General features: G+C 50.5%; 23 protein-coding genes and 1 pseudogene. 15 read left to right on the top strand and 9 right to left on the bottom strand.

Annotation, left to right across the window (positions count from 1 at the left end):
* Positions 1–3 precede the first annotated feature (3 nt).
* The 11 genes from ACE38U_RS16705 to ACE38U_RS16655 all read left to right on the top strand — a co-directional run bounded on the left by ACE38U_RS16705 (position 4) and on the right by ACE38U_RS16655 (position 12441).
* Positions 4–735 (top strand): fimbrial biogenesis chaperone, encoded by a 732-nt coding sequence (locus ACE38U_RS16705; protein ID WP_038477789.1) that lies wholly within the window; start codon positions 4–6, stop codon positions 733–735.
* A gap of 20 nt (positions 736–755) precedes the next feature.
* Positions 756–1280, top strand: a complete 525-nt coding sequence (locus ACE38U_RS16700) for a fimbrial protein (RefSeq protein WP_038477786.1) — start codon at positions 756–758, stop codon at positions 1278–1280.
* A 38-nt stretch (positions 1281–1318) separates the two neighbouring features.
* Positions 1319–2707 (top strand): EAL domain-containing protein, encoded by a 1389-nt coding sequence (locus tag ACE38U_RS16695; protein ID WP_176982488.1) that lies wholly within the window; start codon positions 1319–1321, stop codon positions 2705–2707.
* A gap of 304 nt (positions 2708–3011) precedes the next feature.
* Positions 3012–3869, top strand: a complete 858-nt coding sequence (locus tag ACE38U_RS16690) for an MrpH family fimbial adhesin (protein ID WP_375530166.1) — start codon at positions 3012–3014, stop codon at positions 3867–3869.
* Positions 3870–3884: 15 nt separating this feature from the next.
* Positions 3885–4973 carry a hypothetical protein gene (locus ACE38U_RS16685; RefSeq protein ID WP_375530165.1) on the top strand — a complete coding sequence of 363 codons (1089 nt, stop codon included), beginning with the start codon at positions 3885–3887 and terminating at the stop codon, positions 4971–4973.
* Positions 4974–5081: 108 nt separating this feature from the next.
* Entirely contained in the window at positions 5082–7082 is a 2001-nt protein-coding gene (locus ACE38U_RS16680; RefSeq protein ID WP_375530164.1) for a hypothetical protein, read from the top strand.
* A gap of 84 nt (positions 7083–7166) precedes the next feature.
* A complete protein-coding gene (locus ACE38U_RS16675; protein ID WP_038477772.1) occupies positions 7167–8762 on the top strand; it encodes an Ig-like domain-containing protein in 1596 nt (531 codons plus the stop codon).
* Between the two features lie 64 nt (positions 8763–8826).
* The gene (locus tag ACE38U_RS16670; RefSeq protein WP_038477769.1) at positions 8827–10431 is read left to right on the top strand and encodes an Ig-like domain-containing protein; all 1605 of its coding nucleotides are present in this window, start codon (positions 8827–8829) and stop codon (positions 10429–10431) included.
* Positions 10432–10524: 93 nt separating this feature from the next.
* Entirely contained in the window at positions 10525–11445 is a 921-nt protein-coding gene (locus ACE38U_RS16665) for an Ig-like domain-containing protein (protein WP_038477765.1), read from the top strand.
* A gap of 34 nt (positions 11446–11479) precedes the next feature.
* On the top strand, positions 11480–11770 hold the full coding sequence (locus ACE38U_RS16660) for an Ig-like domain-containing protein (RefSeq protein WP_038477762.1): 291 nt from the start codon (positions 11480–11482) through the stop codon (positions 11768–11770).
* A gap of 419 nt (positions 11771–12189) precedes the next feature.
* Entirely contained in the window at positions 12190–12441 is a 252-nt protein-coding gene (locus ACE38U_RS16655) for a FaeA/PapI family transcriptional regulator (protein WP_038477760.1), read from the top strand.
* Positions 12442–12745: 304 nt separating this feature from the next.
* Here ACE38U_RS16655 and kdoO read toward each other — a convergent pair whose 3' ends face one another.
* Entirely contained in the window at positions 12746–13639 is an 894-nt protein-coding gene (gene kdoO, locus ACE38U_RS16650) for a Kdo hydroxylase KdoO (protein WP_375530163.1), read from the bottom strand.
* A gap of 312 nt (positions 13640–13951) precedes the next feature.
* Positions 13952–14185 (bottom strand): annotated as a pseudogene (locus tag ACE38U_RS16645) (GNAT family N-acetyltransferase); the annotation flags it as partial.
* Positions 14186–14605: 420 nt separating this feature from the next.
* Between ACE38U_RS16645 and ACE38U_RS16640 the strand changes: the two are divergent.
* Together ACE38U_RS16640 and nudI are read left to right on the top strand one after the other, a co-directional pair.
* The gene (locus tag ACE38U_RS16640) at positions 14606–15538 is read left to right on the top strand and encodes an omptin family outer membrane protease (RefSeq protein WP_038477756.1); all 933 of its coding nucleotides are present in this window, start codon (positions 14606–14608) and stop codon (positions 15536–15538) included.
* A 100-nt stretch (positions 15539–15638) separates the two neighbouring features.
* A complete protein-coding gene (gene nudI, locus ACE38U_RS16635) occupies positions 15639–16064 on the top strand; it encodes a nucleoside triphosphatase NudI (protein WP_375530162.1) in 426 nt (141 codons plus the stop codon).
* A 33-nt stretch (positions 16065–16097) separates the two neighbouring features.
* On the opposite strand, the gene ACE38U_RS16630 is transcribed toward nudI, so the two are convergent.
* Positions 16098–17735: an STY4199 family HEPN domain-containing protein gene (locus tag ACE38U_RS16630; RefSeq protein ID WP_375530161.1), complete on the bottom strand. Its 1638-nt coding sequence runs from the start codon at positions 17733–17735 to the stop codon at positions 16098–16100.
* 182 nt (positions 17736–17917) lie between these two features.
* Positions 17918–19327, bottom strand: a complete 1410-nt coding sequence (locus ACE38U_RS16625; protein ID WP_176982493.1) for an aminotransferase-like domain-containing protein — start codon at positions 19325–19327, stop codon at positions 17918–17920.
* Between the two features lie 176 nt (positions 19328–19503).
* Here ACE38U_RS16625 and ACE38U_RS16620 point away from each other — a divergent pair, with 176 nt between their 5' ends.
* Both ACE38U_RS16620 and ACE38U_RS16615 read left to right on the top strand, forming a co-directional pair.
* On the top strand, positions 19504–19677 hold the full coding sequence (locus tag ACE38U_RS16620; RefSeq protein ID WP_071842962.1) for a DUF1127 domain-containing protein: 174 nt from the start codon (positions 19504–19506) through the stop codon (positions 19675–19677).
* A gap of 83 nt (positions 19678–19760) precedes the next feature.
* Positions 19761–20285, top strand: coding sequence for a GNAT family N-acetyltransferase (locus ACE38U_RS16615; RefSeq protein ID WP_375530160.1), 525 nt, complete (start codon positions 19761–19763; stop codon positions 20283–20285).
* A 43-nt stretch (positions 20286–20328) separates the two neighbouring features.
* Here ACE38U_RS16615 and ACE38U_RS16610 read toward each other — a convergent pair whose 3' ends face one another.
* The 5 genes from ACE38U_RS16610 to mtlD form a co-directional block, all read right to left on the bottom strand.
* Positions 20329–20574 carry a YdgH/BhsA/McbA family protein gene (locus tag ACE38U_RS16610; protein ID WP_038477741.1) on the bottom strand — a complete coding sequence of 82 codons (246 nt, stop codon included), beginning with the start codon at positions 20572–20574 and terminating at the stop codon, positions 20329–20331.
* 175 nt (positions 20575–20749) lie between these two features.
* Positions 20750–23740, bottom strand: a complete 2991-nt coding sequence (locus ACE38U_RS16605) for an autotransporter family protein (RefSeq protein WP_375530159.1) — start codon at positions 23738–23740, stop codon at positions 20750–20752.
* A 196-nt stretch (positions 23741–23936) separates the two neighbouring features.
* A complete protein-coding gene (locus ACE38U_RS16600; RefSeq protein WP_038477738.1) occupies positions 23937–24299 on the bottom strand; it encodes a YibL family ribosome-associated protein in 363 nt (120 codons plus the stop codon).
* Between the two features lie 71 nt (positions 24300–24370).
* On the bottom strand, positions 24371–24910 hold the full coding sequence (gene mtlR, locus ACE38U_RS16595; RefSeq protein ID WP_008458691.1) for a mannitol operon repressor MtlR: 540 nt from the start codon (positions 24908–24910) through the stop codon (positions 24371–24373).
* 45 nt (positions 24911–24955) lie between these two features.
* The gene (mtlD, locus tag ACE38U_RS16590; protein ID WP_375530158.1) at positions 24956–26104 is read right to left on the bottom strand and encodes a mannitol-1-phosphate 5-dehydrogenase; all 1149 of its coding nucleotides are present in this window, start codon (positions 26102–26104) and stop codon (positions 24956–24958) included.
* Position 26105 lies beyond the last annotated feature (1 nt).

The raw sequence follows: 26105 nt of genomic DNA, 5'->3' as shown, positions 1-26105 counted from the left end.
CAAATGAAATTTGTATGCATATTTATTTTAATTATTTTAAATAGCGTTGTGTCTGATGCCGATGCGGCATTATCCCTTGATCGCACAAGGCTTATTATTAATGAAGAACAAAATGCGGTTTCGCTTCGCGTGACTAATAGAAGTGAATCAGACCCTTATCTTGCTCAGGGCTGGGTCGAGGACGCTGATGGCCAGCTGATTGACCAGTTTATGGTGGTGCCGCCGGTACAAAGAATCGATGCCGGTCAATACAGCATCTTCAGGCTCCAACAGTTGGCAAATGTGGTGAGGCTTCCCAATGACCGGGAAAGTGTTTTTTATTTCAACCTGCGGGAAATCCCGCAAAGAAGTCACAAAGAAAATGTGCTGACCCTGGCTATCCAGACAAGGATTAAGGTTTTTTGGCGCCCAAAATCGCTGAAAGTCACAAAAGCGGATGATACCGTGCCCGGCATGAAGGCGGTCACCCTGGTCAAGTCCGCCCGAGGTTATGAAATCAATAACCCCACGCCTTATTACCTGTCAATTACCGGGATGGCGCTGAAAGAGAAGGTAAAAATATCACCGTTCATGGTGCCACCTAAAGGAAGCTACACGTTAAAACACCAGGGTAGTGAGCCTGTGGAAAAAATATTACTAACCGCAATAAATGATTATGGCAGCCCAAGAACACTATCTTTTTCCTGCCGAAAAGATATATGCCAGATAGAAGATATCATTATACCAAAACGATAATCTGTATAAACGGAATTTATATGCGTAATAAATATTTGGCACTTATGGTGCTGCTTCCTTGCCTGCATGTTAGCTATGCCTTGTCCATTGATGCCGTTGAAGGAACGACAACAGAAGTTATTGTGACGGGTGAAATCCAGGAAGATCCGCCTTGTGAAATAAACGGTGGTGATGAGAAAACCGTGTCATTTGGCAAAGTAAACCCCTCAAAAATCGAGGCTGGAGAATACCTGAAAAACGTTAATCTTGACGTTATTTGCGAACCGGATGTCATTTCCACCGGACGCACCTTCACGTTTACCCTGGGAGGAACCGTAGCAGATTTTGATACGGGAAATAAAACAATCATAAAGGTTAACAATGTTGATAATTTGGGTGTGAAATTATTTAAGGATGGAAATGAACTAGCTTTAGATCATGCAGAAAATTTCGATGCTACTTCTGGCGTTATTAATCTGGATGCGTTACTTGTAAAAAAGAAAGATGAAACAGTCAGCGCAGGTAATTTCTATGCAACGGCTGTAATCCAGATAGATATTCAATAAGGACTTCCATACTTACCCTGCCAATAGGAGGGCAGATCATGTCAATCATGATGGATGTTTTGACGACTAAAAATAACGACAGCATCTACAAAAAGATAATTGAATTCAGAATTCAACCGCTGGTTTCATTGCAAACAAACGAAATTGTCGCATGGGAAATCCTGAGCCGATTATCACCTGAACTTATTGATATAGAAAAATTTTTCAATGAAATAACACCCGCTCAAAGTCTCGCGATTTTCTTTAGTCAGTTTCATGCGGCCAAATCCAGATCGCTAAAAACCGGGCCTGCTCAATACTGGTTAAATTTACCGGTGGCGGTGATTGCTGACGAGTTTTCTATTGAGCAACTCAACACCTTAGCCCATGACGGGGGCTTTGTTATCGAGGTCCAGGATCCTGAAAATATTAAAAATCTGGATGTTTTATCCCGATTTAATTTTATCAAAGGATTACGTCGCCTGAAAAAAACGGGATGGCCAGTTTACCTTGACGATGTTACGCCGGATTTAACCGCAGACATAGATTCTATTGGTTTGAAATTTAAGGGTATTAAAACATGTCGCACTGCTATGCCTGACACCAAAGCCGAGCTAAAGGCGTTTATAGGTTGGGTGTCTTCTTTGCGATCACATGGCTCAGTTATCGTTGCCGAAGGCATTGAAACCGAGGATATGCGCGAACTTGCTGTGCTTTCAGGCGCAGATTTAGGCCAGGGCTTTTTATGGCCAGAGAAAAGCATGGCCCTCAGTACAACGGGGATCCAACGCTATGCAGAACGTCTGGAGGAAGCAAGAAATCGACGAAAAGTTAACGGCATCAGAATTAGCATACCTGATAGAAATGAGGTTTGGGTACAGGGCATCCTGCTGCTGTTGACTGAAATTCTTCATAGCGAAGGCATGCTTCAAGACATTGTGCTGACCAATGAAGCGAATTCAGATCTCATATTCAGGGAGTCATGGTGCGGGTTGCCGCCGATAAACTGCGACCGCTATCGGCATGACCCCGTGTACCGACAGAAGGCGACGCAGCGCAGAATGATTTTGGTGTATCCCAATAAAAACCAGCTGGATAATCGCCTGCACTGCCCTGCTATTTCGGCCTATATCACGCTAGAAGATACGGTACAGGAGCTTTATGCCAGCCTGCGCCGGCTGGTCATTGGCGGCAAGAATGGGCGCGCTAACAGAAACATCATGGACGGCTCAACGGGATGTTCAATAATATGTAAAAATCAGAAGCTTAATGATAAGGAGCTTTATGTCATCACCAAAGTCAGCGAAGGGATGAAGTACTCAGATATCGCCAAAATTTTGCAAATCGGCCCCAAAATGGTGAGCAGCTATAAGCGTTCAGCGATGTGCAAGCTGGGGTTACAGAATAATGTCGATTTGCTTTCCTATTTCAACTGGCGAGCGATGTGATCTCTGCCGGACCCCTCATGAAACTTCGTGAATCAACTGAATTGATATCAAAAAAACATTGTTAAACCTAAAAAAAATCGAAAATGGCAGTCATTTTCTCTGTTTTATTATTTTATTACGACTTTTAATGTCGCAAAAATATTCATTTTATTAATTCGCGAAATAACTGTGCGTACAATTATTTTCGCCCAGATTTCACTTTGTAAAACTTGCAGAGAAAATATTTCAGCAGTAACGTTATCCACATCGGATGACTTACATGACTGCCATTTAAATATAGCCTTCATGGAGAGAAAAATAGTCTATGTATAATTTATTCAGCCGAAACTTTTGCAGATTTTTTATTGGCATGGGTATGTCAGTTATTTTTTCCCTGGTACCAGACGTCAGTTACGCGTTCAAATGGCCAGTAGTACTGGATGTCAAAGTTGAACTTATCGGGCCAGAAGAAGCCGTTTATACGGGAAACTGGACAGTTATTGAGGTTGACGACAGCCTGGATACTGACACCAGACTAAAATATACAGGAATAATACATCGGCATAAATCGGATACCGGTGCTATTGAAGCTGGCACGATGGACTATCAGACCGAACTTAAAGTTAATAACGCTGATTGCCCAAACTCAATAGTTACGCTCAGCTGTATTGGCCAAAAATGGATTGAGAAAAACGGTGAGTCAGGGACTTATAAAGTCCACCATGACAGCGGCCCAAACGGTAATGAATGTGTCGCGATAGCCACCGTGAACCAGACTTTTGGTTCAGTATGGGACCAGAGGGTTTATCCATCAACCGGCGCCACTCAGTGTATTGGCACACCTCCGGTAAATAATTTTTGCGCACTGACACAAGATAAAATTGAATTTGCTTACGGCCCGCTGACGGTAAAAATGGCCGCAGGGAAAGAGTTAACAAAAAATATTAACGTCGAGTGTACCGATGACATCCCCTATGTTTTAAGGCTAAGGGGTAATGACAAAATACCGCTTGATAATGGAATGCACGCCGAATTGACGACGAATAATGGAGAACCTCTGGGTGAAACATTATCGGGACAGCAGGGTGTCAATATTATTGAATTAACCAGTGAACTAAAGGGAACGCCCAATAGAACCGGTAGTTTTTATGGCTCGGGAGTCCTTTTTGTTACTTATCCCTAGGTAAGGAAAAAAGAAATGCCATATTTAGTTGGTCTCACAACAGAAAGTAAGTCTTGGTGTAATACCTGGTCAAATATTCCTTTCAACGTTTCTGCTCGGGTTGTCGATCAAGACACTTTAGCCCCAGCCCGCGAAGTGATAGTCCGTCTTGAGTCCACGGATAGTACCAGCACCTGGGTGGGTGGTACCTCGAACATCATTGAGCTTGAGACAAATTATGACGGCGAAATCTTTGCCGAACTGAAGTTTGGCAAGACCCCTCCGCAGGGCGTCACCATTACTGCTACAAAAATTGACACCGATCCTGCTGACGTAAAACCTGCTGTCCGTGAGATCCTGATGGTCGCTTCAACTTTACATAGCCATAGCTTCCCGATTGCCAGCGGTGCTAATAATACCATCACAGAAGCAGATGTCGCCGCAGGCGTTTACGCAGTACTCCCGCTGGATACTCCCGTTGCCGGAGACGTGGTTTCATTCCATTTCAGCGATAATCCTGTTATCAAGCATTCAGAGCACAACGAAGGTGACAAAAACCTGGCTGTATCGGTTCCCGATGATTTTATGACTACCGGCGCACATGACACAGGTTACTATATTACTGAATCATCGAATAATTCGACTTTCTCCCCGGTTATAACCGTCAATGTTAAACGCGACAGCGCTTCTTCGACGATCGTTGACCTACCGCCGGTCACGGTTCCCCGAGCGGACGCCAATGAAGGCATGATTAACATCGCGGTAGCGACTTTTGGCGTCGAAGTCTGCCTCAGTGGGACCTACAAGAATCTGGCTGTCCATAAAGCAGGTGTGACTAACTCCATCTGCAATATTTACTGGAAGTCCTACGTCGGGAAAAAAGAGATCCCGGAAGCCAGCAGCGTATTTTCCTTCCCAGTTAATGCGGAGGCAGATGAGAAGGACATCATTGTGCTGGATGATAGCTATGAAGGTGGCACCGACGCGCTGCGCAAACTCCTGTATGTGCTGGGTGAAGGTACAGTTAAGATCTCTTATGAAATGCTGATCGCCGATGGTGGCAAACTTCACGCCTCCGCCGAGCAAACCTACTACGTTGACGTTGTTGCTCCAGGCCGCAAATAAGTTTTAGCGCTCTGGGACCGGCAGGCAACCACTGCTGCCGGTCATCGGATTATCCGGGAGGAAAAAATGCGGATCAGCAGAGACTTGCGTGCACCCCTGGTGCCGCAAATGAACGACAACGGTATTATCGACAATAACGACCTGGGCAGCGGCAATATTTATGTGTTTATCCCGCCCTACAACAACATGGCCATTGGCGATCTTATTATTCTGGACTTTGGGAAACTGGTTTCTCTCACTGAAGTGGTCAGTGATGTAAATGTAGGCCAGAACATAGAATTTCATATCCCGGAAGCCAGCGTTCCTGATGGTATTTATACCGTAAGTTATACGGCAATCGACTTATCAAATAATCCAACCTCTTCGGCCAAAACGCTGGCCATTGTGAGCCGGGACGGCGCCAGAACGCTGGAAAAACCGGTATTTATTGACGCGGTTAACGACACTGTTTCTCTGGACAGCGTAAAGCTAAACCAGGGCACACGGATTCAGGTACCGCCTTATCAGGGCATTGAGGCGGGAGATCGGGTAGAGCTGAATTACCTGGTTTACGATACCGGAGATGAAATTATTCCGGAGGCTAGCGTCAGCGAAACTCATACTGTTGTCTCTGCTGAGCTGACTACCGGCTTCAAAACGCTAATTCCTGAATCAAAGATTTTTTTGCCAGGCAGCACCAAAGCCATCGCCTTCTACAGAATCACCAGAAACTCCGACGGCACAAACGCCCTCTCTTTCGATGCAGAAGTCACGCTGAACGACGTTGTAGAATTCCTGGAAAATCCACATTTCACTGATGCCCTTAACGGCTGGCTGACCCAATATGATGTCGCGGACGGCATTCGTATTTACATTAATGCCTATAGCAATATGGCCGCTGGCGATCTCATTACGTTAATATGGCGCGGATTTAATACCGAAAATGAAGCAGTCCCCGATGTGGATGGCCGCGTTGAATATCGGGTATCCTCTGCCGACATTACCCATGGCATCATCCATCTTACGCTTTCATCCTATGTTGCTGAGGCCATTAGCTCAGGCAAAATCGAGATCTATTACCGGGTAAAAAGCACGAACACCCCTTATCGGGTTTCATATGCCAAAATAGCGTTCATTAATATGTCCGCGGAGCGCACGCTGCCGGCCCCTACGTTCCCTCAGGCCAGTAATGGCACAATTAAGCTGGGTGACATTCATTCCGATAGCGGTATCGTCATCGAGATCGCTTATCCCTCGATAGCCATTGGTGACCGCGTTATCGTCGTTATGCGGGGTGAAGATAAACAAGGTGCGGAAGTCCCGGATAGCAACTCGCCTTATGAGCTTATTGTTGATAATACCGGAGCCCAAAATATCACCGTTTCTGCCGCCTATGCCGATGCCGTAGGGGCTGAAGGCACGCTGTATGCCACCTACATGGTAACAACCACGGCAGGATCCCAGTATTTATCCACTGCCGGAAGCGCGCTGCTGGCCGAAGGCATTACCACGGATTTCAAATTTAAGGGTACCCATGGCTCACCGGTTTATGATTACAACGCCATCAACGTGGCACCTTGCAACTACGGCTTTATTCAGGCCCCCGCGGGAGATGTAATTAACGTTAGCTGCCAGACCGGAGCCACCATTGTAGAAACCGGCAACGCTAATTATACATTTACTATGGATGCTGCCGGCATACATAGCTTCAGGGTCAGATCTGTTGTGCTTGGCGACGTCGCCGTCTCCATCAGCAACGAGAATGCGCCCGATGACGTCATTAACGGCCATTTAAATTACGAAAACTATCAACTCGGTAATGGCATTGTGAATGCTATTGCTAATACCACTGGCGCATTGCCAGACGGTATATCACCCTGCAGCATTTATATTTTTATTGAAGATAAAGCAGCACGAGCTATTTCTACGTTAAGGATAGCTGTTCCAGCCCCACTAAAGGTAAGCGGACATAATATTGGTGAAACAGTTGATATCTCCCTACACGCCGACGGCTCTGCCCAAATAGATATTCTTAGCAATACGGCAGTTTCAGCCGCGGGGGTCATTATTACCTCGCCACAAAGCACGGAGGTTAACCAGACGGTCAGTCTTTCATTTAGTAATTTTTAATTTAAATTATTCATGAATACGTTTATTCAGAGATAAGCGTGTACTGAATACGATCACCTATTGATATTAATCAGGAGCCAACGCATGGCCAATGATAAATTTGCCGTGGTGAATTTCACCTTAACCTCCACAACAGGTGCGGCTGCCAATGACATTGACACCAATGATATTACGGCAACGCTAATTGCTGATGGAGACCATCAATATGGTATTAGTATTTTATTTAGCGTAACAGAGCCGGGAGCATTATTTAGCAACAATGCTAAGGCCATAACGGCCACAACGGATGCCCTGGGAAAATGCACGGTGCAACTGCACAGCCAGGTTGCAGGCAAAATTAAAGTTTCGGGAACTTGTTCCGTAGAAGAGGAAATTCAAATGGCAGAAGTAGAAAGTGAATTTGGTACCCAGGTGGATACCATGGTACTCACCGCAACGGTTCAGTCTAATAACGCTCTGGCTGACGGTAAAACAGCAAACCGCATTGTTTATCATCTAGTGCAGGGCTCAGCACCTGTTCCCAATCAATTCCTTACTTTCTCGGTCATCAGTACTTCCGGTAATGCAAAATTATCCACTGCCTTTGGTGAAACAGACAGCAACGGCGGCTTTATTCTGGATGTGACGGATACCACTCCGGAATCGGCGCTGGTGACCGCGAAATCTGCAACCGACAGTTTTCCTTCCGTCGCTTCACAAGTCACTTTCGTTGAAGTTGACACGACATACGTGCTTGATTCGATGATCATGGTCAATGGTTCCCAGGCCGACGGTGTGAGCGAGAATAAAATTTTATTCATGCTCAAAGATTCGCTTGGAAGCCCGGTACCACAGAAGCTGCTGCAGTTTATCCCAAGCACCAACTTATCCCTGCGTGATTCCATCATTGAAACCGATGCTAACGGCAGCGTGACGCTCAGCTGCACCAGCCTGATCGAAGGCGTCTACAGCTTAACCGCTGTAGTTTACGATGAACACGTTGAGCACCGTGTGGCCAACATCACCTTTGTTAAGGCCGATCAACTGGATGCGTTAACCAGCGTAATACTGAAAAATAATGCCACCGCCGATGGGGAAGACGCCTGCGAGATTCAGTATCGCCTGACCAAAAAAACACAGGATGTTGTCGCCAATCAGGAAATTGATATCGAGCTCAATAGCGTGACCGCTTACGCCTCTGCCCGCACCTTAACCACGGATTACGCCGGTATTGCCACCGTGAAGATTTTTAATACCAAAGCAGAAGAAGTCGTGGTCAGCGCTTATACCAAAGATCAGAATATTAATACCCGAACTTCGGTGACCTTTGGCCCTGACGAGCCAGGTCAACCAAATAGCGTCACCTTCAGCGGTTACCACGGCAGCAGTAGTTACGGTATTCATGAACTGATACCTGCCGACAGCTACTACTTCACTCCTGGACGGATGTATCAGTTTATCCTTGTAACAACCGCGTCTCAGAACAGCTGTAGCAATCAATATATATTCAATGGCAGTAGCTGTATTTATTATTCAAATACCCAACCTACAATGGGGGCTGGGTTCTCTTCACCACACTATTTCAGCGGTGACAATACTTTCTATTGTGTTCGTGGAGGTACTACGGCTTACTTCCGAAATTATAATAATTATTCCGGCGGTCATAACTACAGCCTAACCATCAACGAGTGGGAAATTTAACCACGCTATCCACATGCCGGCTAGTCCGGCATGTATTTTGATTTTATTATTTGGAGATCGGGTAATGAGCGAAATTAACGTTCGTGCTACTAATTTTTATATTCATTCAAATGATGTCGCAACGGCTAATAATGTCGACACCAATACAATTACCGCCACGCTGCGCGATGACGCAACGCCAGTCCCTGGTATTTCTGTAAACTTTATTGTTACCGCTGAAGGCGCGACATTTTCAAACGGCAGACAAGATATTTCAGCCATCACGAATGAGGCCGGAATTTGTAACGTCGAGTTAAAAAGTGAAGTCGCGGGCCATATTCTGGTTAAAGCCGTTTGCTACCACGGTGATTTTATTTCCACCCAAATCGAAAGCGTGTTTGAAGAGGCTGTGGAAGGGCAGGAAACATTAACGGCAACCGTGCTGGGTGATAACACGGCCGCTGCTGATGGGCTGGATAAAATCGTCGTTGTCTATTCTCTGAAAAACGGCACCGCCCCGGTTGCCGGACAGTACATTTTTGTTAACGTCTCGGGCAGTGCAACGGCGGATCCAACCACCATCATGACCGATGACTTCGGCACTGCATCTATCAATATTACCAACGCATTTGCAGAGACGGTGACCGTTGAAGCAGAGGCGGTATTAATTGGCGTAAAAGCCAAACCGGTTGAACTCATCTTCGAAGCCGTTGTTTCTCCTTATACTATCGTCGGCTCTATTGTGTCGAATAACGCCTCCGCCGATGGTACCAGCACCAATGCCGTGCTGTTTAAGGTCACGGACACCAAAACGGGCGCACCGGCAATGCATAAGGTACTAAACTGCATTGCAAGCCATAATCTTTCTCTGCCTGACGGCCAGTACCATGAGACAGATTTAAACGGTGAAGTCACCGTCTCCTGTACCGCCCTCGTGCCGGCGGGCGATTACAGTATCGAAGCACTGCTCTACCCAAACAGTGATACCAACTGTATTGTTGAAGGAATCTCTTTTGCAAAACCGGAATATATTAAGGATTTAATCGGTATTGTCGTCAGAGATAATGCCGAGGCCACTGAGGGGAAAGGTGATTATTGCCAGATTCAGTACAGCCTGACCAAAGCCAACTCTCTGGATGCCGCTGAAGGGCATAATATTTATATTAAAGTGAACAGCGGCAATGTCACTGTCTCGGAAAACAAACTGATCACAGATTCAAATGGGCTTGCCTCGTTAAAAATCTACAACTCCGTCGCTGAAAGCGTAACAGTAACAGCCACAACAGATATTGAGGATATCAGCGAGGAAACCGTCGTTAACTTCAGAAAACCTGTTTCGGTCACCTCTGGCACGATCACCAGTGACACTTTCTGCAGCCTTGATATGTTTACCAGCAGTCAGTATGACTTTATTACCGGCCACTCTTATCAATTTATGCTCAGCACCAAAGAAGCGGGCGATGTTAAAAAACAGATGTGCCAGGACGGTTATAACATCATCAAAACATCGCAGTCGTGCCAGATTATTTCTGACCCGCACTATGCGAAGTTTAATGACTTTAACTACGACGGTGCTATTGCAAAATGTACCCACGGCGGGGTTGATACCGCGACAAATGTTTACTATCAGATTGGGGATTATTCTTCACTGACCTACACCCTGATCATTATTGATTTAGGCGTTAATTAATTTTTCTCGAGAGCGAGGCCGCGGCTTAAAACCCGCCGTGGCCTTTTTAAAACTCATTATCGGTTCCCAATAGCGAAAATACAGGACTTTAAGATGGACGATATCATCATTCTTAAGTCGACCGTTCAGGACAACAATGCGGTCGCGGATGGCAAAAAAGAAAACACTATTATTTATCATTTGACGAGAAACGGTGTGCCTTACGCCGATGAGTATCTTAAATTCTCAGCGGTCAGTTCAGCGGGTCACGCGGCATTATCTTCAGCGTTTGGCCAGACGGATGCAGGCGGTAATTTTGTCCTGAATGTGACCAATACCGAGGCAGAGAAAGTAATGATCTCCGCCTCTCCGGCCATTGATGGCCTTTTTCAGGGCGCTGTTGACACCCTGGTATTCAGCAACGTCGAAGCTTCTTATCACTTAGAAAGTACTCTGATCGAAAACAACGCCGCCGCGGATGGCATCAGCCAAAACAAGGTATCCATTAAAGTTTTGGATTCACTCGGAAATCCGGTTCGGGAGAAATTGCTGCAGTTTTTGCCGAGCACGAATTTGACGCTGGCAGACAGATTTCTGTTAACGGATGCCGAAGGTAAGGCAGTGGTCAGCTGTACAGCCCGATCTGAGGGTGATTTCTTTATCTCCGTCGAGATCTATGGTGAGAAAGACATGCTCATCGTCAACGGAATTTCATTTTCTAAAGCAGATGAGCTTAATGCCTTAACCAGCCATATCATCGGAGATAAGGTGGATGCTGATGGTAAAGCTTACTGCGAGATACTCTATATCCTGACGAAAAAGAGTGCTCATAATGTAAATGAAAAAAAAGAGATCTCGATTGTTTTGCAAAGCGTCACTGCCTACCCCTCCAGACGGACCCTGACTACCGATGATTCAGGTACCGCTACGTTATATGTTTACAACACTGTCGCAGAGCCTGTTATCGTCAGCGCATACACCGACGACGACAATATTGTTTCCAGAACAAAAGTGCATTTTGTAACAGCGGCTTAATTTTTCTAAGCCCCTAGAAATGAGGTAATGAAACATGCAATCCATCGGCTACACACCCATTCAGGAAAGAGCCAGTGTCGGCACTCATGAAATAAACTGCATCGATTTTTGCGTAAAAGAGGGCGATACGCCGGTGGGTGGGTTAACGCTGTCGTTCCTGTGCAATGGACACGCCAGACTATCGCATACAACACGGGTTACCGATGAACAGGGTATCGCAAGAGTTTATCTTGCAAGTGAGACCCAGGAGGATGTAAGCATTAAAGCGTTTTACTACGACCGGGGCGAACTCAACTTTCAGTATGCAATCGTTAATTTTTTTTAACCTCGTATGCCACATTGTAGCTTATCAATTATATTACTCTGGAATAATAGATTTCAGAGTTATTCTTTTACGGATTATACATCGTCTCTCGAAAGCTTACGCCAGCCAGATGCCGCTCCAGGCAGTAAAGTATTTACTTTCAATGTTGATACGTTGCCGTTACTGACCTACACCCTCTTGCAAACGCCACCTTACGGAATAATCTGACTCTATTTTTCATGAATGTTAACTGCGTTTCAGATATGTACCAACAATCCTATAAAAGAGTTAATAAAACCGTGGGCACAACCGAATATTTTATCACCATAAATTTAGGTCTGATATAAAAACAGAAAATATTACGCAGTACTTATAATTATAATTTCACATATAGTATCTTGTGATAAAATCACCCTGTACTTTAAGACAGGTTCACTCAGATGGAAAGATTCCGTAGTACCGAAACGGACGAGCATATCAGTCGCCCTTGCTCTGTAAAACTGATGAAAGAAATTTATGACACAATTGTTAATAATGGCGAGGTCACGACAAGAGAGATCTCCAATAATTGCAATGTTTCAATATACATAGCCAGAAACTGGTTACTGAAGTTAGAAGAAAAAGGCATGATTCAGTGCTCAAAATCAAAAATGAAAAAATTTGTCTGGATGCAAAACAATCGCCGGACTTAACAAATAATTCATTTAAAAAAGCATAAAAGCTATTTCACAGATGATGTCTCACCGATCATTTGCGGTAGAGTATTGATAAATATCAATGGTAGTAATGAGCCATGTCACTTACAGGTAATTCCTATTTAAATTTTACCGCGAACGCTAATGCCATCTTTTTTCGAAGCGAATCTATTGCCTGTGACGGTATATCTATTGCTATTTTGACCCATTCTTTTTGTCAACGCAGACAGTGCTTGTCCGGCGTACGGATGATGCCAATAAAAAAGCCGCCCAAGCGGCTTTTTACACGCGGTCATTATGACTAAACCAGCGGTTTACGCAGCAACCCTTCCAATACCTTCAGCGGTGACAGCTGCGGGTTTTGCATCGCATCCACCGGCAGCAAGAACGTCTGTTCCAGCATAAACTGCCCGCCCATTGCGGCGTGAGGCGTCTGGTCGGAGAAACAGATCCAGCTGCTGCCCGGCGGGAAGTCGATGGCGACCTGCGGCCCCTGCTTCTGATAATCCGCATCGGCCTTCATGGCGTCGTGCATCTGCAGCATCAGGTGGTCGTAATGGCTGCGGCGACTTTTAGTAATGCCAACGGCGTTTTGCAGCCAGCTGCTCACCGGGGAATAGCTTTTTAAACGCGGCAGGAAACGCTCGGCCAGCGTCGGGAAGGCTTCGCCCACGCGCCAGCTACGGCTTTCTTCGCCCGGATTAATGTTGGTGAAGATACGCAGAATGCGCTCGCCGTAGTTAGGGCGGGACGGGAAGGCGTCCACGTGCAGGCGGCTGTCGTCCTTTCGCCAGGAGGTGTTCTGCGTCCACTGCTTAACCGGGTGCAGGCGCAGGCTATTGGTCGGCGTGTGCAGCACCTGCTGATACTCCGGCAGAAGGCTGGCAATAAGCTGCCGACAGGATTCGTAATGGCGCTTCAGGAGCGCATGAACTTGTGGCTCCTGCTCTGCTAGCGCAACGCCAGTCAGCTTATCTTTCAGCGGCTGATAGCTGATGTTCTTACGTTTCGGATCAACCACCGCCGGGTTCAGCAGCACCTTTTCCTGTTCGGTGAGCGTGAACGCCAGCTGCGGCAGAAAGATAACTTTGCCCTGCTCCAGGTCGCTAACAACGGATTCTGCGGCTGTGTTTCCCCACTGAGAAAGCGGATGCGTCAGGGTCGCGGTATCAAGAGAGATGTTTAAATCTGACATATCAATGTCCTTGCCAATTATCCGGACAATATATTTAACAGATGAATTTCCGGAACATTTTATTTTAGATAAACGAGTAGAATAACGCCGCCGGAAGACGGTGAATTCATACCTGAAGGGAAGTGAAGCCAGTATAGTAATACTGTAAATTAAAGGTTAAACAAAACCTAAACGCCGCATTGGGCGCCAAATTAAAACGCACAAAATCATAAAGTAACGGCCAGTGAATATTTCGCGCCTCTGACTGAATTTTGCAGCTATACCACGACGTTAAGTCACAAAATAATAATGGCCCGCTAAGCAAGCAGCCCGTTATTTCCATTCGCTGCGTAACAGCGCATAGGCATATTCATCCCCCCATTCGTCTTTAAAGAAAATATTCTTGCGAAAGTGTGCTTCACGACGAAAACCCAGCTTCTCCAGCAGGCCAGCTGCGGTCTCGTTCCTGGCATCAACCGTCGCCAGCAGGCGATGGTTGTTGAGGGGGGTGAACAACGGTTCAATCACTGCAGGCAAAGATTCAAAAGCGAAGCCCTGCCGCTGATGGTGCTCATATTGTCAAAAAGAGAGTGAAATGAGTATGCTACGAACGGCCGGGCTTCCATCGCCAAATAATCATTAGCCCGCTTACATATTTAAACCGACCCAACCTGACTTAAGTTAAATTTTCTCAATAAATACATATGACTAGTTATGATATATCCTTGTAACAAAAAGCTACAATTTTAATTCTCTTTAAAATCAAACGATTCACCGCTCAAATATTCACCAGTAGAAAATAATCTTTCCCCTGCCAAGTAACAGTCCATAAAATACGTTTCGTTTTGCCTGGCAAGACAACCTAATAATAATTTTCAACAACATAATTTATCGCGCAACAATAACCCTTTACGGCCTTTAACCTGTCCGTACAGGTTTATTTTTTGCAACACCAAACCAATGTTATAGAAAACAGAACGATACATCATGCACAAGCAAAAATACCTGCCTGCGGCCGCCGCATTGCTGTTTAGCCCGGCGCTGCTCGCTTCAACCAGCTTTAATTTTTCACCCGACGCAGTAACCACCAATATTTCCACCGGTGTTCTAAACGGAGAATCTAAAGAGCTCGTTTATAATCAACACGATGGCAGTAAATTAAGTGAACTGAAATGGAAAATTAAAAATACACCTATTATTAAAGGCGGTATTAGCTGGGACGCTCAGCGCTATATCACTCTCAACGCAAACGGCTGGACAACCTTCGCCTCACGCGGCTCACACATGTCCGACTATGACTGGCAAACGCCTGGCCAAAGCCGCTGGAGCGACAAATCCACCCACCCTGATACCAGCCTGAATTACGCCAATCAGTTCGATCTTAACCTGACCGGCTGGCTGTTAAAGGAACCGGCTTATAACCTCGGCATCGTCACCGGCTACCAGGAAACCCGATACAGCTGGACCGCCAGAGGCGGCTCATACAATTATTTCAACGGCGCGCTTGTCGGTGAATTCCCTGCCGGGAAACCAGGGATTGGTTATAGCCAGAAATTCAGCGTGCCATACGTTGGGCTGACCGGAAGTTATCGCTATCAGGACTTTGATTTAGCAGGGCAATTTAAATTCAGCCCGTGGGTGAATGCGCAAGATAATGACGAGCATTATATGCGTCAGCTGAGCTTTAGCGAAAAAGGCAATAATTCCAATTATTATGCCGCTACCGTTTCTGCCGGGTATTACGTTACGCCGAATACCCGACTCTATACGGAATTAACGTGGACGCGTTTTGCCGAAGCGAAGGCCTCGACAAAAACCCGTGATAATAAAACCGGGGAAACCTGGTCTCAGGGTGGCGATGCCGCTGGCCTGAGTAACGACAGCTATACCTACGGCGTCGGCATTCAGTATCGCTTCTAAAAGCCTTTTATTGTTGTTGTTCATTGAGGGTCTGCCTACGTGCAGACCCTTTTTCTTATCTGTGCTATAACACGGCGGCTTATTTTTCAGGGAGAAGACGATGCGACAAAGAGTGATTGCCTGCCCGATTATCCAGAATCAGGGCCAATATTTGCTGTGCAAAATGCCGCAAGATCGCGGTGTTTTTCCCGGCCAGTGGGCGCTTTCCGGCGGCGGCATTGAGCCGGGCGAAACCATGGTAGAAGGGCTGCGGCGTGAGATCCGAGAGGAGTTGGGCGAAGCGCTGATTATCTCGCACATCGCACCGTGGACCTTCCGCGATGACGTCCGGGTGAAAACCTACGCCGACGGCAGCAAAGAGCAGGTGTATATGATTTACCTGATGTTTGACTGCGTCAGCGAAAACCGCGAGATAACCATTAACGAAGAGTTTGAGCAGTATGCGTGGGTCAGCCCGCAGGATCTGGCTAACTATGACCTGAACGAAGCCACCGCCGCGACGTTCCGCGATAAAGGCCTGCTGTAATGCATTGGGCGGCCCGAAGGCTGCCCGGTACGGCTAGCGCATCGCGTTGTATATCGCCTGCTGAATTTTGGCGGTCTGCTCATCCACCGGCTCTGTCTCCAGCCCCTGAGCGGTCGCATCTTCATAGCGCTGCTTTTGCGCCGCCAGGCGCATCCGGGCGCGCTCAACTTCTTCCTTCTGGCGCTGTACTGCCGGGGCTGAACTGCAGAAGCTGGCGAGGAATTGCTTCCTCAGCGAAGTCAGCTTTTGCCCTTTCTTCATACCTAGCTCGGTGGAGCCAATCAGCCTGCGGCAGGGCCGGGCCTCATCCATTTGCGGCCGGTATTGCAGCAAAATAGTCAACACATCCCGGTAGTCCTCCGCCAGCGCCTGCTCGGCAAAATAAACTTTCCAGTTCATCCCGCCCTGCATGAAAAGCCGCACAATACGGGCGTCGTTGCGGTTAATCGCCGCACGCAGGTTATTTTCATCCCAGCTGATGCCCATATTGGCCAGCATATCGCGCGGGCTGTTGTTTTCCGGGCGCTCTTTCTGCTGCACCGGCGTGCTCACAATCGGAGCCGTCACCGTCACTTCTGGCTTTGAAGACATATCGCTTAACAAGTAGAGACCAACCACCGCTACCGCCACAACGGCAATCCCTACCGATGCCCAAAGCGCGGTAGAGATAACGCTGGTTGTATCATGCTGCTTTTTGGCCGCGCGTGGGTCGAAACGCTCGATGGACTCTCTGATCTCTTCCGGGTCACCGCCCTGTGCCGAGTGGTTTTTACGCGCCTGCTCAAGATAGTTCTGTAGCGTGGCGTCATCAGTGTCTAACAAAGCGGAAGGATTAACTTTGGTGCGGCCTTCGCTAAAAGCTTTCTGTACCGGGCCGCTGATTTCACCGAAATAGCTATCCAGCAAAGCCACCTGCACGGTGGACAGCGGCTGCTTGTGCATCAGGTCATTGCGGATTTGCCTGGTGCCATCGAGGAAGATTTGCAGGGTTTTACGCTGGTCGATAAGAAAGCCCAGCTGCGGCGAGTTTTGGTAGATTTTCGCGTAGTGATGGGCGAACTCTTTCTTGTCCACCAGCATCAGCGCCAGCTCGCTAAACTTCATCCCGCTCAGCACGTCGCCCCGCTCGCCTCGCTTCAACCAGCGGCGAACCTTATCGGCACCAAACTGGTTTTTGAGCTGATTCACCAGGTCAGCCTGGCTTTCCCACGCCTGGTTCACCAGCCCTTTTAGCATCAGTTCAATGGCGCGCATTTGCTGCTGGGCGCCTTTCTGCAGGCCGTCAACATCTGAGGATAACTCGGTGGAATAGCCCAGCAGCGGCTGCTTGAACCGCACATGCTCAAGATAGCTGGTGAAGCGCAGGGCGGCGAGCAGCTGGTTTTGGCTGACCTCCTGCCCGCTCTCATACTGCGGCACCAGCTGCTGCAAATGGCGCAGCAGCAGCGTAAATTGTGAAATCTCGGAGTCGTTAAGATTCAGCCGTTTCGCCACCGCGCCCCAGCTGCCAAGCGCCATACGAGCCTGCTCCAACTGCTGGAAAAACCACTGCGGATCTTTGCCTTCGGCGGCACGAATGTTCAGTAAGGGCAGGATCTGGAGCGAAGCCTGCCGAATAATCCCCAGACACGTCTCAAAGTGCTCCCGCATCTGCAATGTTGCGCTGCTCATGATAGTCCTTTGTCGATGTCCGGCCTTATGCTGCCGAACGCAGAAAAAACTGCTTTTTCCGCCCCAGGCGGCTATTTTTTTATGGTTATTAATGCCAAGGCCAAACTTCGCCATTACAGCCGAGTGTAAAACAGCTAAATAATAATCAATGGCGATAAAAGGAGCGATTTAATCAGGCATTTTCAAATCTCACAGTCGACGATTTCACCCAACCTTTTGAGGGCAGCCTCGGTGACGGCGTTGCACGGCAAAGAATAGTTCAGCCGCAGGCAGTTACGGTATTTACCGGAGGCCGAAAACAGCGAGCCGATCGCAATATGGATTTTAGCCTCCTTCAATGCGCTGCTAAGCCGCACGGCATCGACCTCTTCCGGGAGTTCTATCCACATCAGGAAGCCCCCCTGAGGCCGGCTGACGCAAATACCGCAGGGGAAATATTGCCGCACGCGACAGGTAAAGACGTCCAGGTTGCGCTGATAGTGCTGGCGCATGCGTCTGAGATGGCGGTGATAGTGCCCGTTGCGAATAAACGCCGCTACCGCCTGCTGGGTGAAGGTGGCGCTGCTGCCTGTGCCGATGTATTTGGAGTGCAGCGTCCGGTCGAGGTAGCGCCCAGGCACTATCCAGCCCACGCGCAGCCCCGGTGCCAGCGTTTTTGAAAACGAGCTGCACAGCAGAACGCGGCCATCAACATCCAGGGATTTGATGGTCATCGGGCGCGGATACTCATAGGCCAGCTCGCCGTAAACATCATCTTCGATAATGGCGATATCAAAGCGCTGCGCAAGGTTCATCACCGCTTTCTTGCGCGCATCCGGCATGATGAATCCCAGAGGATTATTGCAGTTGGCCACCAAAATGACGGCTTTTATCGGCCATTGCTCTAACGCCAACTCCAGCGCCTCGAGGCTCATGCCTGTGACAGAATCGGTAGGGATTTCAACAACTTTAACGCCGTATCCGCGCAGCATTTGCATGGTGCCGTGAAACGACGGGGACTCGACCGCCACAATGTCCCCCGGCTCACACACCGCGCGAATCGCAATCGACAGGGCTTCATGGCAGCCGTTCGTCACCACGATGTCGTCGGCATTCACCACGCAGTTGCTGTCCAGCATCAGGCGGGCAATTTGCTCGCGCAGCGCTTTCACGCCGAACATGCCGTCGTAGCCCAGCAGTTCAGGCTCCTGATACTGCGCGAGCCGCCCCATCTCTCGCCAAAGCGGCTTGATTGTCGACTGGGTAAGGTCCGGCGAGCCGCTGCCAAAAGCGATCACTTCACAGTTCTGCCGGGAGTTCACTAATTCCAGCACCGCATCCCACTGCGTCACTTCGACCGGCCGCTGTACCGGACGCGTTAAACGCGGCACGGGAGGAACCGCTTTGCGCGGCGCAACAAAGTAGCCGGAACGCGGCTGGGGGGAAATCAGCTGCTGATCTTCCAGGACGTGATAAGCCTGCTGCACGGTACTGATACTGACGCCGTGCTCACTGCTCAGGCTACGAACCGAAGGCAAACGCTCCCCGCTTTGATAAAGCCCTTGCTCAATACGCCCGGCCAGAAGCGTGGCGAGATGTTGGTAACGCGTCATGCTGTATCCTCACCGGAAACCATACAGAAGGAAAAACCAATACAGAATGGCGCAATAAATGCCATTCAGCTCATGTTTTAGCCTTTCTGTATGTTAAAGAAAAGTGATTTTTGAATCTGTCTGCTTTTGCCCGCTCGCCGCATGATAACCCCAGAAAAACCGCGAGGAGTGATGCCATGGGCTTTGAAGAGAACCACCACCGTAGGCCGTTTTTTGGCCTGGTCATGCTTTACCAGTATTTTCGTCGTAGCCACCAGCGCCGTCGGACTTTACGCGCCCTGCGCGAACTCAGTCCTGAACAGCTCAGGGATATGGGGCTAACAAGAGATGACTTATCGCGCTGGGATTAACACATAAGCGGGGCCACAAACTGGCGCCGCTTTTTATTTACTGCTATCAAAGAGCATTCCCGGTAAAGACGAGTCAACACACTATGCAACTTCACACCCCTCGCCTGTCACTCAGCCAGCTTACCGAAGCCGACTGGCCGCTTTTTCGTTACCTGCAGCAGCAGCCGGAGGTAATGCGCTACGTCGACGAAAACCGCCCGGAGGAAGAGATCCGCCGCACCTTCGACGCTCGCCTCCCCGAATGGCAGCCGGGCAGCAGGCACTGGCTCTGCATGGTGATGCGGCATCTGAAAACCGGCGTGCCGATTGGCGTCACCGGTTTTATCCTGCGCGAGGACGATATAGCAGAAGTGGGCTTTTTACTCGATCCGTCGTTTCACGGGCAGGGCTACGGCTATGAATCACTGCTGGAGGTTTGCGACTTTGCTTTTGCAGAGGCCGGTATCCGCAAGCTTGTTGCCACGGTCACTGCCGGAAATATTCCGTCAAAGAAAGTGCTGGAGAAAGTGGGGTTTCAGCAGGAAGGCACGCTGCGGGAAAACTACTGGCTGAATGAACGCTGGCAGGATGACTGGATTTTTGGCCTGTTGGCGCGAGAGTTCAGATAAAATACGGGCCGCTCGAGGCGGCCCATACTGCGTGATTCAGCGCTTAGTTGTAGATTTCAGCCACGCCGTACATTTTGTTATCACCACCGGCAGAGATGATGCGGATGGATTTCGCCCCGGCCTGCTCGGCTTTTTGCTGCAACTGGTGCTGCAGGCTGTCCAGGTTAGACGCGCCGCTGACCGATACGGTGCCCATTGTCTGGCTGGCAACTGACTGAGTTTCCGCTGCAAAACCGGAGAAGGAAGCGGCGAGAGTCATAACTACGGCAAAATATTTGATGCTTTTCATGATAATTACCTTTGCATTTTGTTTAGTTGGAAGGCTGACTGCCTTCGATGAAATAAGAATAGCGCCGCACGACTTTGTTTGTTAGCGGAACAATTCGCTTATCTCTTTCAAAAAAACTGAATACAAAGTAACCATAATAAAAGCGACTCCGGCAAAGCCCGGAGCCGCAGGGCGATCACCAGCTCCAGCGCACGCCGACATTGCCGGTAACTACCCGCTGGCGCTCGCCGCCTAGATTGGTCAGGTAGCCGGTCGTGGCGTACAGGCTGCCGTTCTGGCTAACCTGCGCCACCAGCCCCGCGCCGATTTGCCCGGCCGTTTGCCCAACGTTGTTGGCGATCGTCGTGCTGTCATCGAAAGCCGTTTCATCATCCTGCCCGAACGTACGCAGCACGTTGGCCCGCAGATAGGGCTTCCAGTTCACGCCGCTCGCCTCAAACGCCCACTGCAAACGGGCCCCAACCCGCCCCTGCCAGGTATTGCCGTTATTCCAGCTCACCTCAGAGACGCCGTCATGCAGCGAATCCAGCGAGGTTCTCTGCCAGACCAGCTGCGCCTGAGGTTCAAGCGTCAGCCCTTCACCGAGGGTAACAGGCAGCCCCGTTTCAACGGAGCCGGTAACCGCATTGCCGCTGGAAGAGGCGTTCACGCCGTTCACCGAATCCGTATTCAGCCGCAGCGCGCTGCCCATTAACACCGCGTCCGTATACCAGCCGGAAGCGGCAACCCGGGTCCAGTACGCCCCATAGTTATAGTTGTTCAACTGCAATTTCCCGACGCGCGAGCCCTGTTTCGCCAGCGCAAAACCATCGACGTCGCCGGTCGCTCTGGAGAAGCCGAACAGCACACCGGCATGATGAGTTGCGCCATTATCTTCGGTTGCGGTATACAAATCCTGGCCCAGCTGCAGCCCCCACAGCGTACCGTTGAACGAAGGATTAACGTCCCCGCTTTGATGAATATCCGCATGGCTTCCCCAGCTTCTGGCCCAGAAAGCCGGGGCTTTGTTATCGCCGTTTAGCAGGCTCTGTTCGCCCTGGCGGTCGTGGAAGGTGTCTATCTGCTGCAGGTTGAGCTGGCGGGCAACCGAGGGCGCTTCGGCGTACAGCGCGACTTCTGGTCGATAGACGTTCACCGTCTCATTGCCGTGCGAAGCATCCACGATGGACTGAGGCGTTTCTTCCGCCGGGGTGACCGACGTTGTCGAATCTGGCACCACGGAATTACGCAGATACCAGCTCCCGCCGCTGCCGTCAGAGACGCCGCCCCTGGCGAGATAGTAGGAATACGCTCCGGCGCTAACTGTGCCGCCCGAAAGCTTGAAGGCGTTTGCCGAGCTGGTCGCGCCGTTGGTGGTCTGCACCACCTGAATACCGTCTATGGCAGTTTGCGCCCCGGCCCCGCCAATATTAGTGACCTTCAGCGTACTGCTGCCGGAAGCGCTGCCCCCGCTCACGATCAGCTTGTCGGACGCGGCTCCGTCGCCCGCCAGCACCGTGTTCAGCGCAATCACGCCGTTTTGGCCGCTATAGTTTCCGGCTACGGTCAGGCTGTTCCCCACGCCGCTGCCGCCCAGCTGCACAAATCCCGCGTTGGTCAGGTTACCGTTAATCTGGAAATTGCCCTGTGGACCAGCAGAAAGCGACGACAGAGCATTGGCCGCTCCCAGCGTTCCGCTGTTAGTCACGTCGCCGTTTACCGTGCCGTAGCCGCCAAGCGTGGCTCCGGCCGCAACGGTAGCGCCGCTGGCAAGGGAAGCCGAAGCGTGTGAGCTATCGCCGACGATAAGCGTCCCGCCATTGACGACCGTCCCCCCGGTGTAGCTGTTCACGCTGTTAAAAAGTAACGTCCCGGTCCCTGCTTTTTCTACCGCACCGCTCCCGCTTATCGTGCCCAGATACTCGCCCTGATTGTTTTGCAGGAAGCGCACAAGCCCGGTGTTGCTCACCGAAAGCGGCAGATTGGTTGAGTTTGCCTGCAGCGTCGCGCCGTTGCTTACCGAAGCCGTTACGGAAGCCGTACTGGTACCGAGCGTGCCGGTAAGATCCAGCGTTCCGCTTTGCACGAGGGCGGTGGTGAACGCACCGGTGCCAGCCCAGGTCCAGTCGCTGCCCGTCATCGTCAGCGTCTGGAAGTTGGTAAAGGCGCTAGAGGCCGTTCCCGTGCCTTCAAGCGTCACGCTGTTGTTACCCCGTCCGCCGTCAGAAAGACCAACAATCTGCGACCCTGTCTGCAGGATCAGCGAAATGCTGCCGTTGCCGCTGAGAATTGCCGTGCCGCTTCCGCCCTGAATCAGCCCGGCATTGGTAATGGTGATATTGCCGTTGGTGGAGCGAATACCGATCCCGTTATTGCTGATAATCTGCCCACCGGCCAGGTTATTGATCGTGGTGTTAAAGCTGCTGCCGAGCGTGTTCGCCACCACGCCATCCACGCTGCCGCTGGAGGACGCCGTGCCTTTGGCCTGTATCAGCCCGCTGTTATTTAGCGTGGCGTTGTTGCCCTGTAAAAACACCGTGGGCGCGTCCCGTCCGGAAGTGGTCAACGTCCCGCTGTTGTTCACCGTGCCGCTGCCCCCCAGCAGCGAAATCGCCCTGGCGTTATTCCCCGACGTGGAGATCGTCCCGGTATTCGTGATGGTATTTCCCGCCGCGCCAGGATTGCTCTGCCCCCAGGCGGCGGTCATGCCGTAAGAGTTGTTGCCGCTGGTGGTGATGGTGCCGTTGTTGATCAGCGTATTGTTATTGCCGTTGGCCGCCATGCCGTCGTTGTAGGCCCCGGTAGTAGTCAGCGTGCCCGCCGCGCCGTTAGTCAGCGTATTGTCGTTGTTCAAGCCAAGCAGCAACGCCCCACGGTTCGCTACGCCCGTACCGTTGCCGGTGAGGGTAAGCGCCCCGTCGTTGTTAATCACGCTGTTGCTGTCCACGGAGAATGGCGTCGCCTGGGTGGGCAGCGAGTAGCTGCCGGTGGCGGTTGAGTCGAGGTTAATCGTGACGTTGCTGCTGCCCGCGGTGGCTACAACGGGCGCCATGCCCGAGCCGCTGCAGGTCACGGTGTCCCCGGTGTTCGGCGTTTGCGACGAACAGGCGGCGGAGGCTGAAAAGGGAAGCACGCCGGTGAAACCGGCCAGACAGACGGGAACCAGAGTCAAAACCTTATTTTTCATACTTACTCTCACTGCAAGAAAGTTAAACCAAGGTTTGGCGTTCCCTGCGGCCTTGTAGCGATTCGGGCCAATTGTCCATTGGAAGATTTGGGGCAGGAGAAATCCTCACCCGGCACTTAACTATAGAGCCGGATGGAGATTTAAGAGGCTGATGAGGCAGGTTTTATCGGTTTATTTCACCGAAAAGAGAGCGCGGTCAGAATTCAGTGCGGGAGAAGCCGGTCATCTCGGTCAACTCCATTTCACGGCCCAGGGCGGTCATCGGGTGGACAATCACCAGGCCACGAACGGTTTTCTTGAGCTTGCCCATATCGGCCTGCTCTTTTTTGGTAATCGCACGCTTGTACGGCAGCGCCATCAGCTTCTGCGCTTCTTTGCTCAGCTTCTGGTTACGTACCGCCTGCAGGCGAGCGATTTCAATTTCCAGCTTCTGCCGCTCTTTTTCCAGCTCGGCATATTTTTCCGCTTCGTTGATCAGGTGCAAATCTGGCATTTCGTGGCGGATAGCGTCCAGACGATCGCTAAGGCGTTTAATTTCTGATTTTTCGATTTCTTTCATTTTGACTTACCGTGAATAAAGATGGCTTGCTGGCAAGGATACACGATCCTGAGGGACAGGGCGAAAGGCGGCTATTTTTGGAAGGCTTTTTTTAAGCTGATCCGGGAGATCAGCTCTGTCAGGGAAAGTACCATCGTGGACCGGACTATCTGCATGTAGCGCTGACGCTGCATCGCCAGCAGCTCCGGATCGCTGCCGTCAACGAAGGTCGGCGTCGGCGGCAGCGCCGTGACGCAGTGCAGCTCGCCGAACGGGCCAAGCATTTCGTCATCGGTGAAGCTGTACTCGTTGCCGTCATGGTTTAGCTCTTCGCGCAGCGCCATCAGCAGCTCGCAGTCTTCGTACTCAGCGCGGTTCAGCACGCCCAGCCCGTAGATAAGCTTCAGCCGTACCGAGAGGTCGCCCAGCGGCCCGTCGCCGTCCAGCAGCGGCTCTACCGCATATTTCACCGCGTAGTCGTCCTTGCGGAACACCTGTAGCACCAGGATATTTACCGCTTCGGTTAACAACTCGACGGCAGCAATCAGCAGGCTTCGTACGGTTTTGCCGGCATTCAGTCGCTCAAGCACGCGGTTTTCAAAGGCCTGGGTTTCTTCCATTTTTGCCTGCATCACTAAACATGTTTCAGGCGCGGCATCCACCGCGCCTGCATAGGGTTACGCTATGGCGTTATACGCCTTCACCGCCTCGGTCACGGCTTCGCTATTTGCATCCAGACCGGACACTTCCGCCAGCGCGGCCTGCGGGCCCTTATCAGCCAGCAGCTGCTTCAGCTCCTGAGCCTGCGGGTCCTGCTCGCTGTGGTAGTGCATTGCCGCCGCAATCCCTTTGATCAGGTTCACGTGCGGTAAGCGGTACTCAATGGTGCCGAGCAGCGGCTTGACGAGGCGATCGCCGGCGCTGAGTTTGCGCAGCGGCTGACGGCCAACGCGCTCCACGTCGTCCTTCAGGTAAGGGTTTTCGAAACGACCAAGGATTTTCTTGATGTACGCGGCGTGCTTGTCGGCTTCAAAGCCGTAGCGCTTAATCAGCACCGCGCCGCTCTCTTCCATCGCCCCTTTCACTACGGCGCGCACTTTCTCATCAAGAATCGCATCGCGGATAGTCTGGTGCCCGGCCAGCTGACCGAGGTACGCGGTTATAGCATGCCCGGTATTCAGCGTGAAGAGCTTGCGCTCGACAAACGCCATAAGATTATCAGTAAGTTCCATGCCAGGAATGTTCGGTAGCTCACCTTTGAACTGGGTTTTATCAACAATCCACTCGCTAAAGGTTTCCACGGTCACTTCCAGCGGGTCGTTGGTGGCGGACTCGGACGGTGGAACGATGCGGTCAACCGCAGAATCGACAAAGCCAACGTGCTGCTCAACCCACGCCCACGCCTCAGCGGACAGCGCTTTTTTCACGTGCTCTTTCAGCTGGCTGGTGCCGCGCACCATGTTTTCACAGGCGATAATGTTCAGCGGCGCGTCGTTGGCGTTGGCGCGACGCAGCTCCAGGCCTTTAGCAAGCGTTGGAGCAATGCGCTCCAGCACGACAGGGCCCACAGCGGTGGTAATCAGGTCTACCTGCGCGATAAGCGCGACCACGTCGTCGCCGATGCTGCTGACGGCATTCACGTTGGAGACGGTATCAATCTGCTGCTGCTCGCCCACTACGTGAACCTGGTAGCTGTGACGCGCGTTCAGCGCATCCAGAACCACCTGGTTTACGTCGGCAAAAGTCAGCTGCAGACCGGCGTCTGCCAGCAGTTTACCGATAAAGCCACGACCGATATTACCTGCACCAAAATGTAATGCTTTCATT

Source organism: Cedecea selenatireducens (genome assembly GCF_042138895.1).
GTDB classification, from domain to species: domain Bacteria; phylum Pseudomonadota; class Gammaproteobacteria; order Enterobacterales; family Enterobacteriaceae; genus Cedecea; species Cedecea selenatireducens.
Note: the sequence above shows the minus strand (reverse complement) of the source record. Positions and strands in the feature narration are given on the sequence as shown.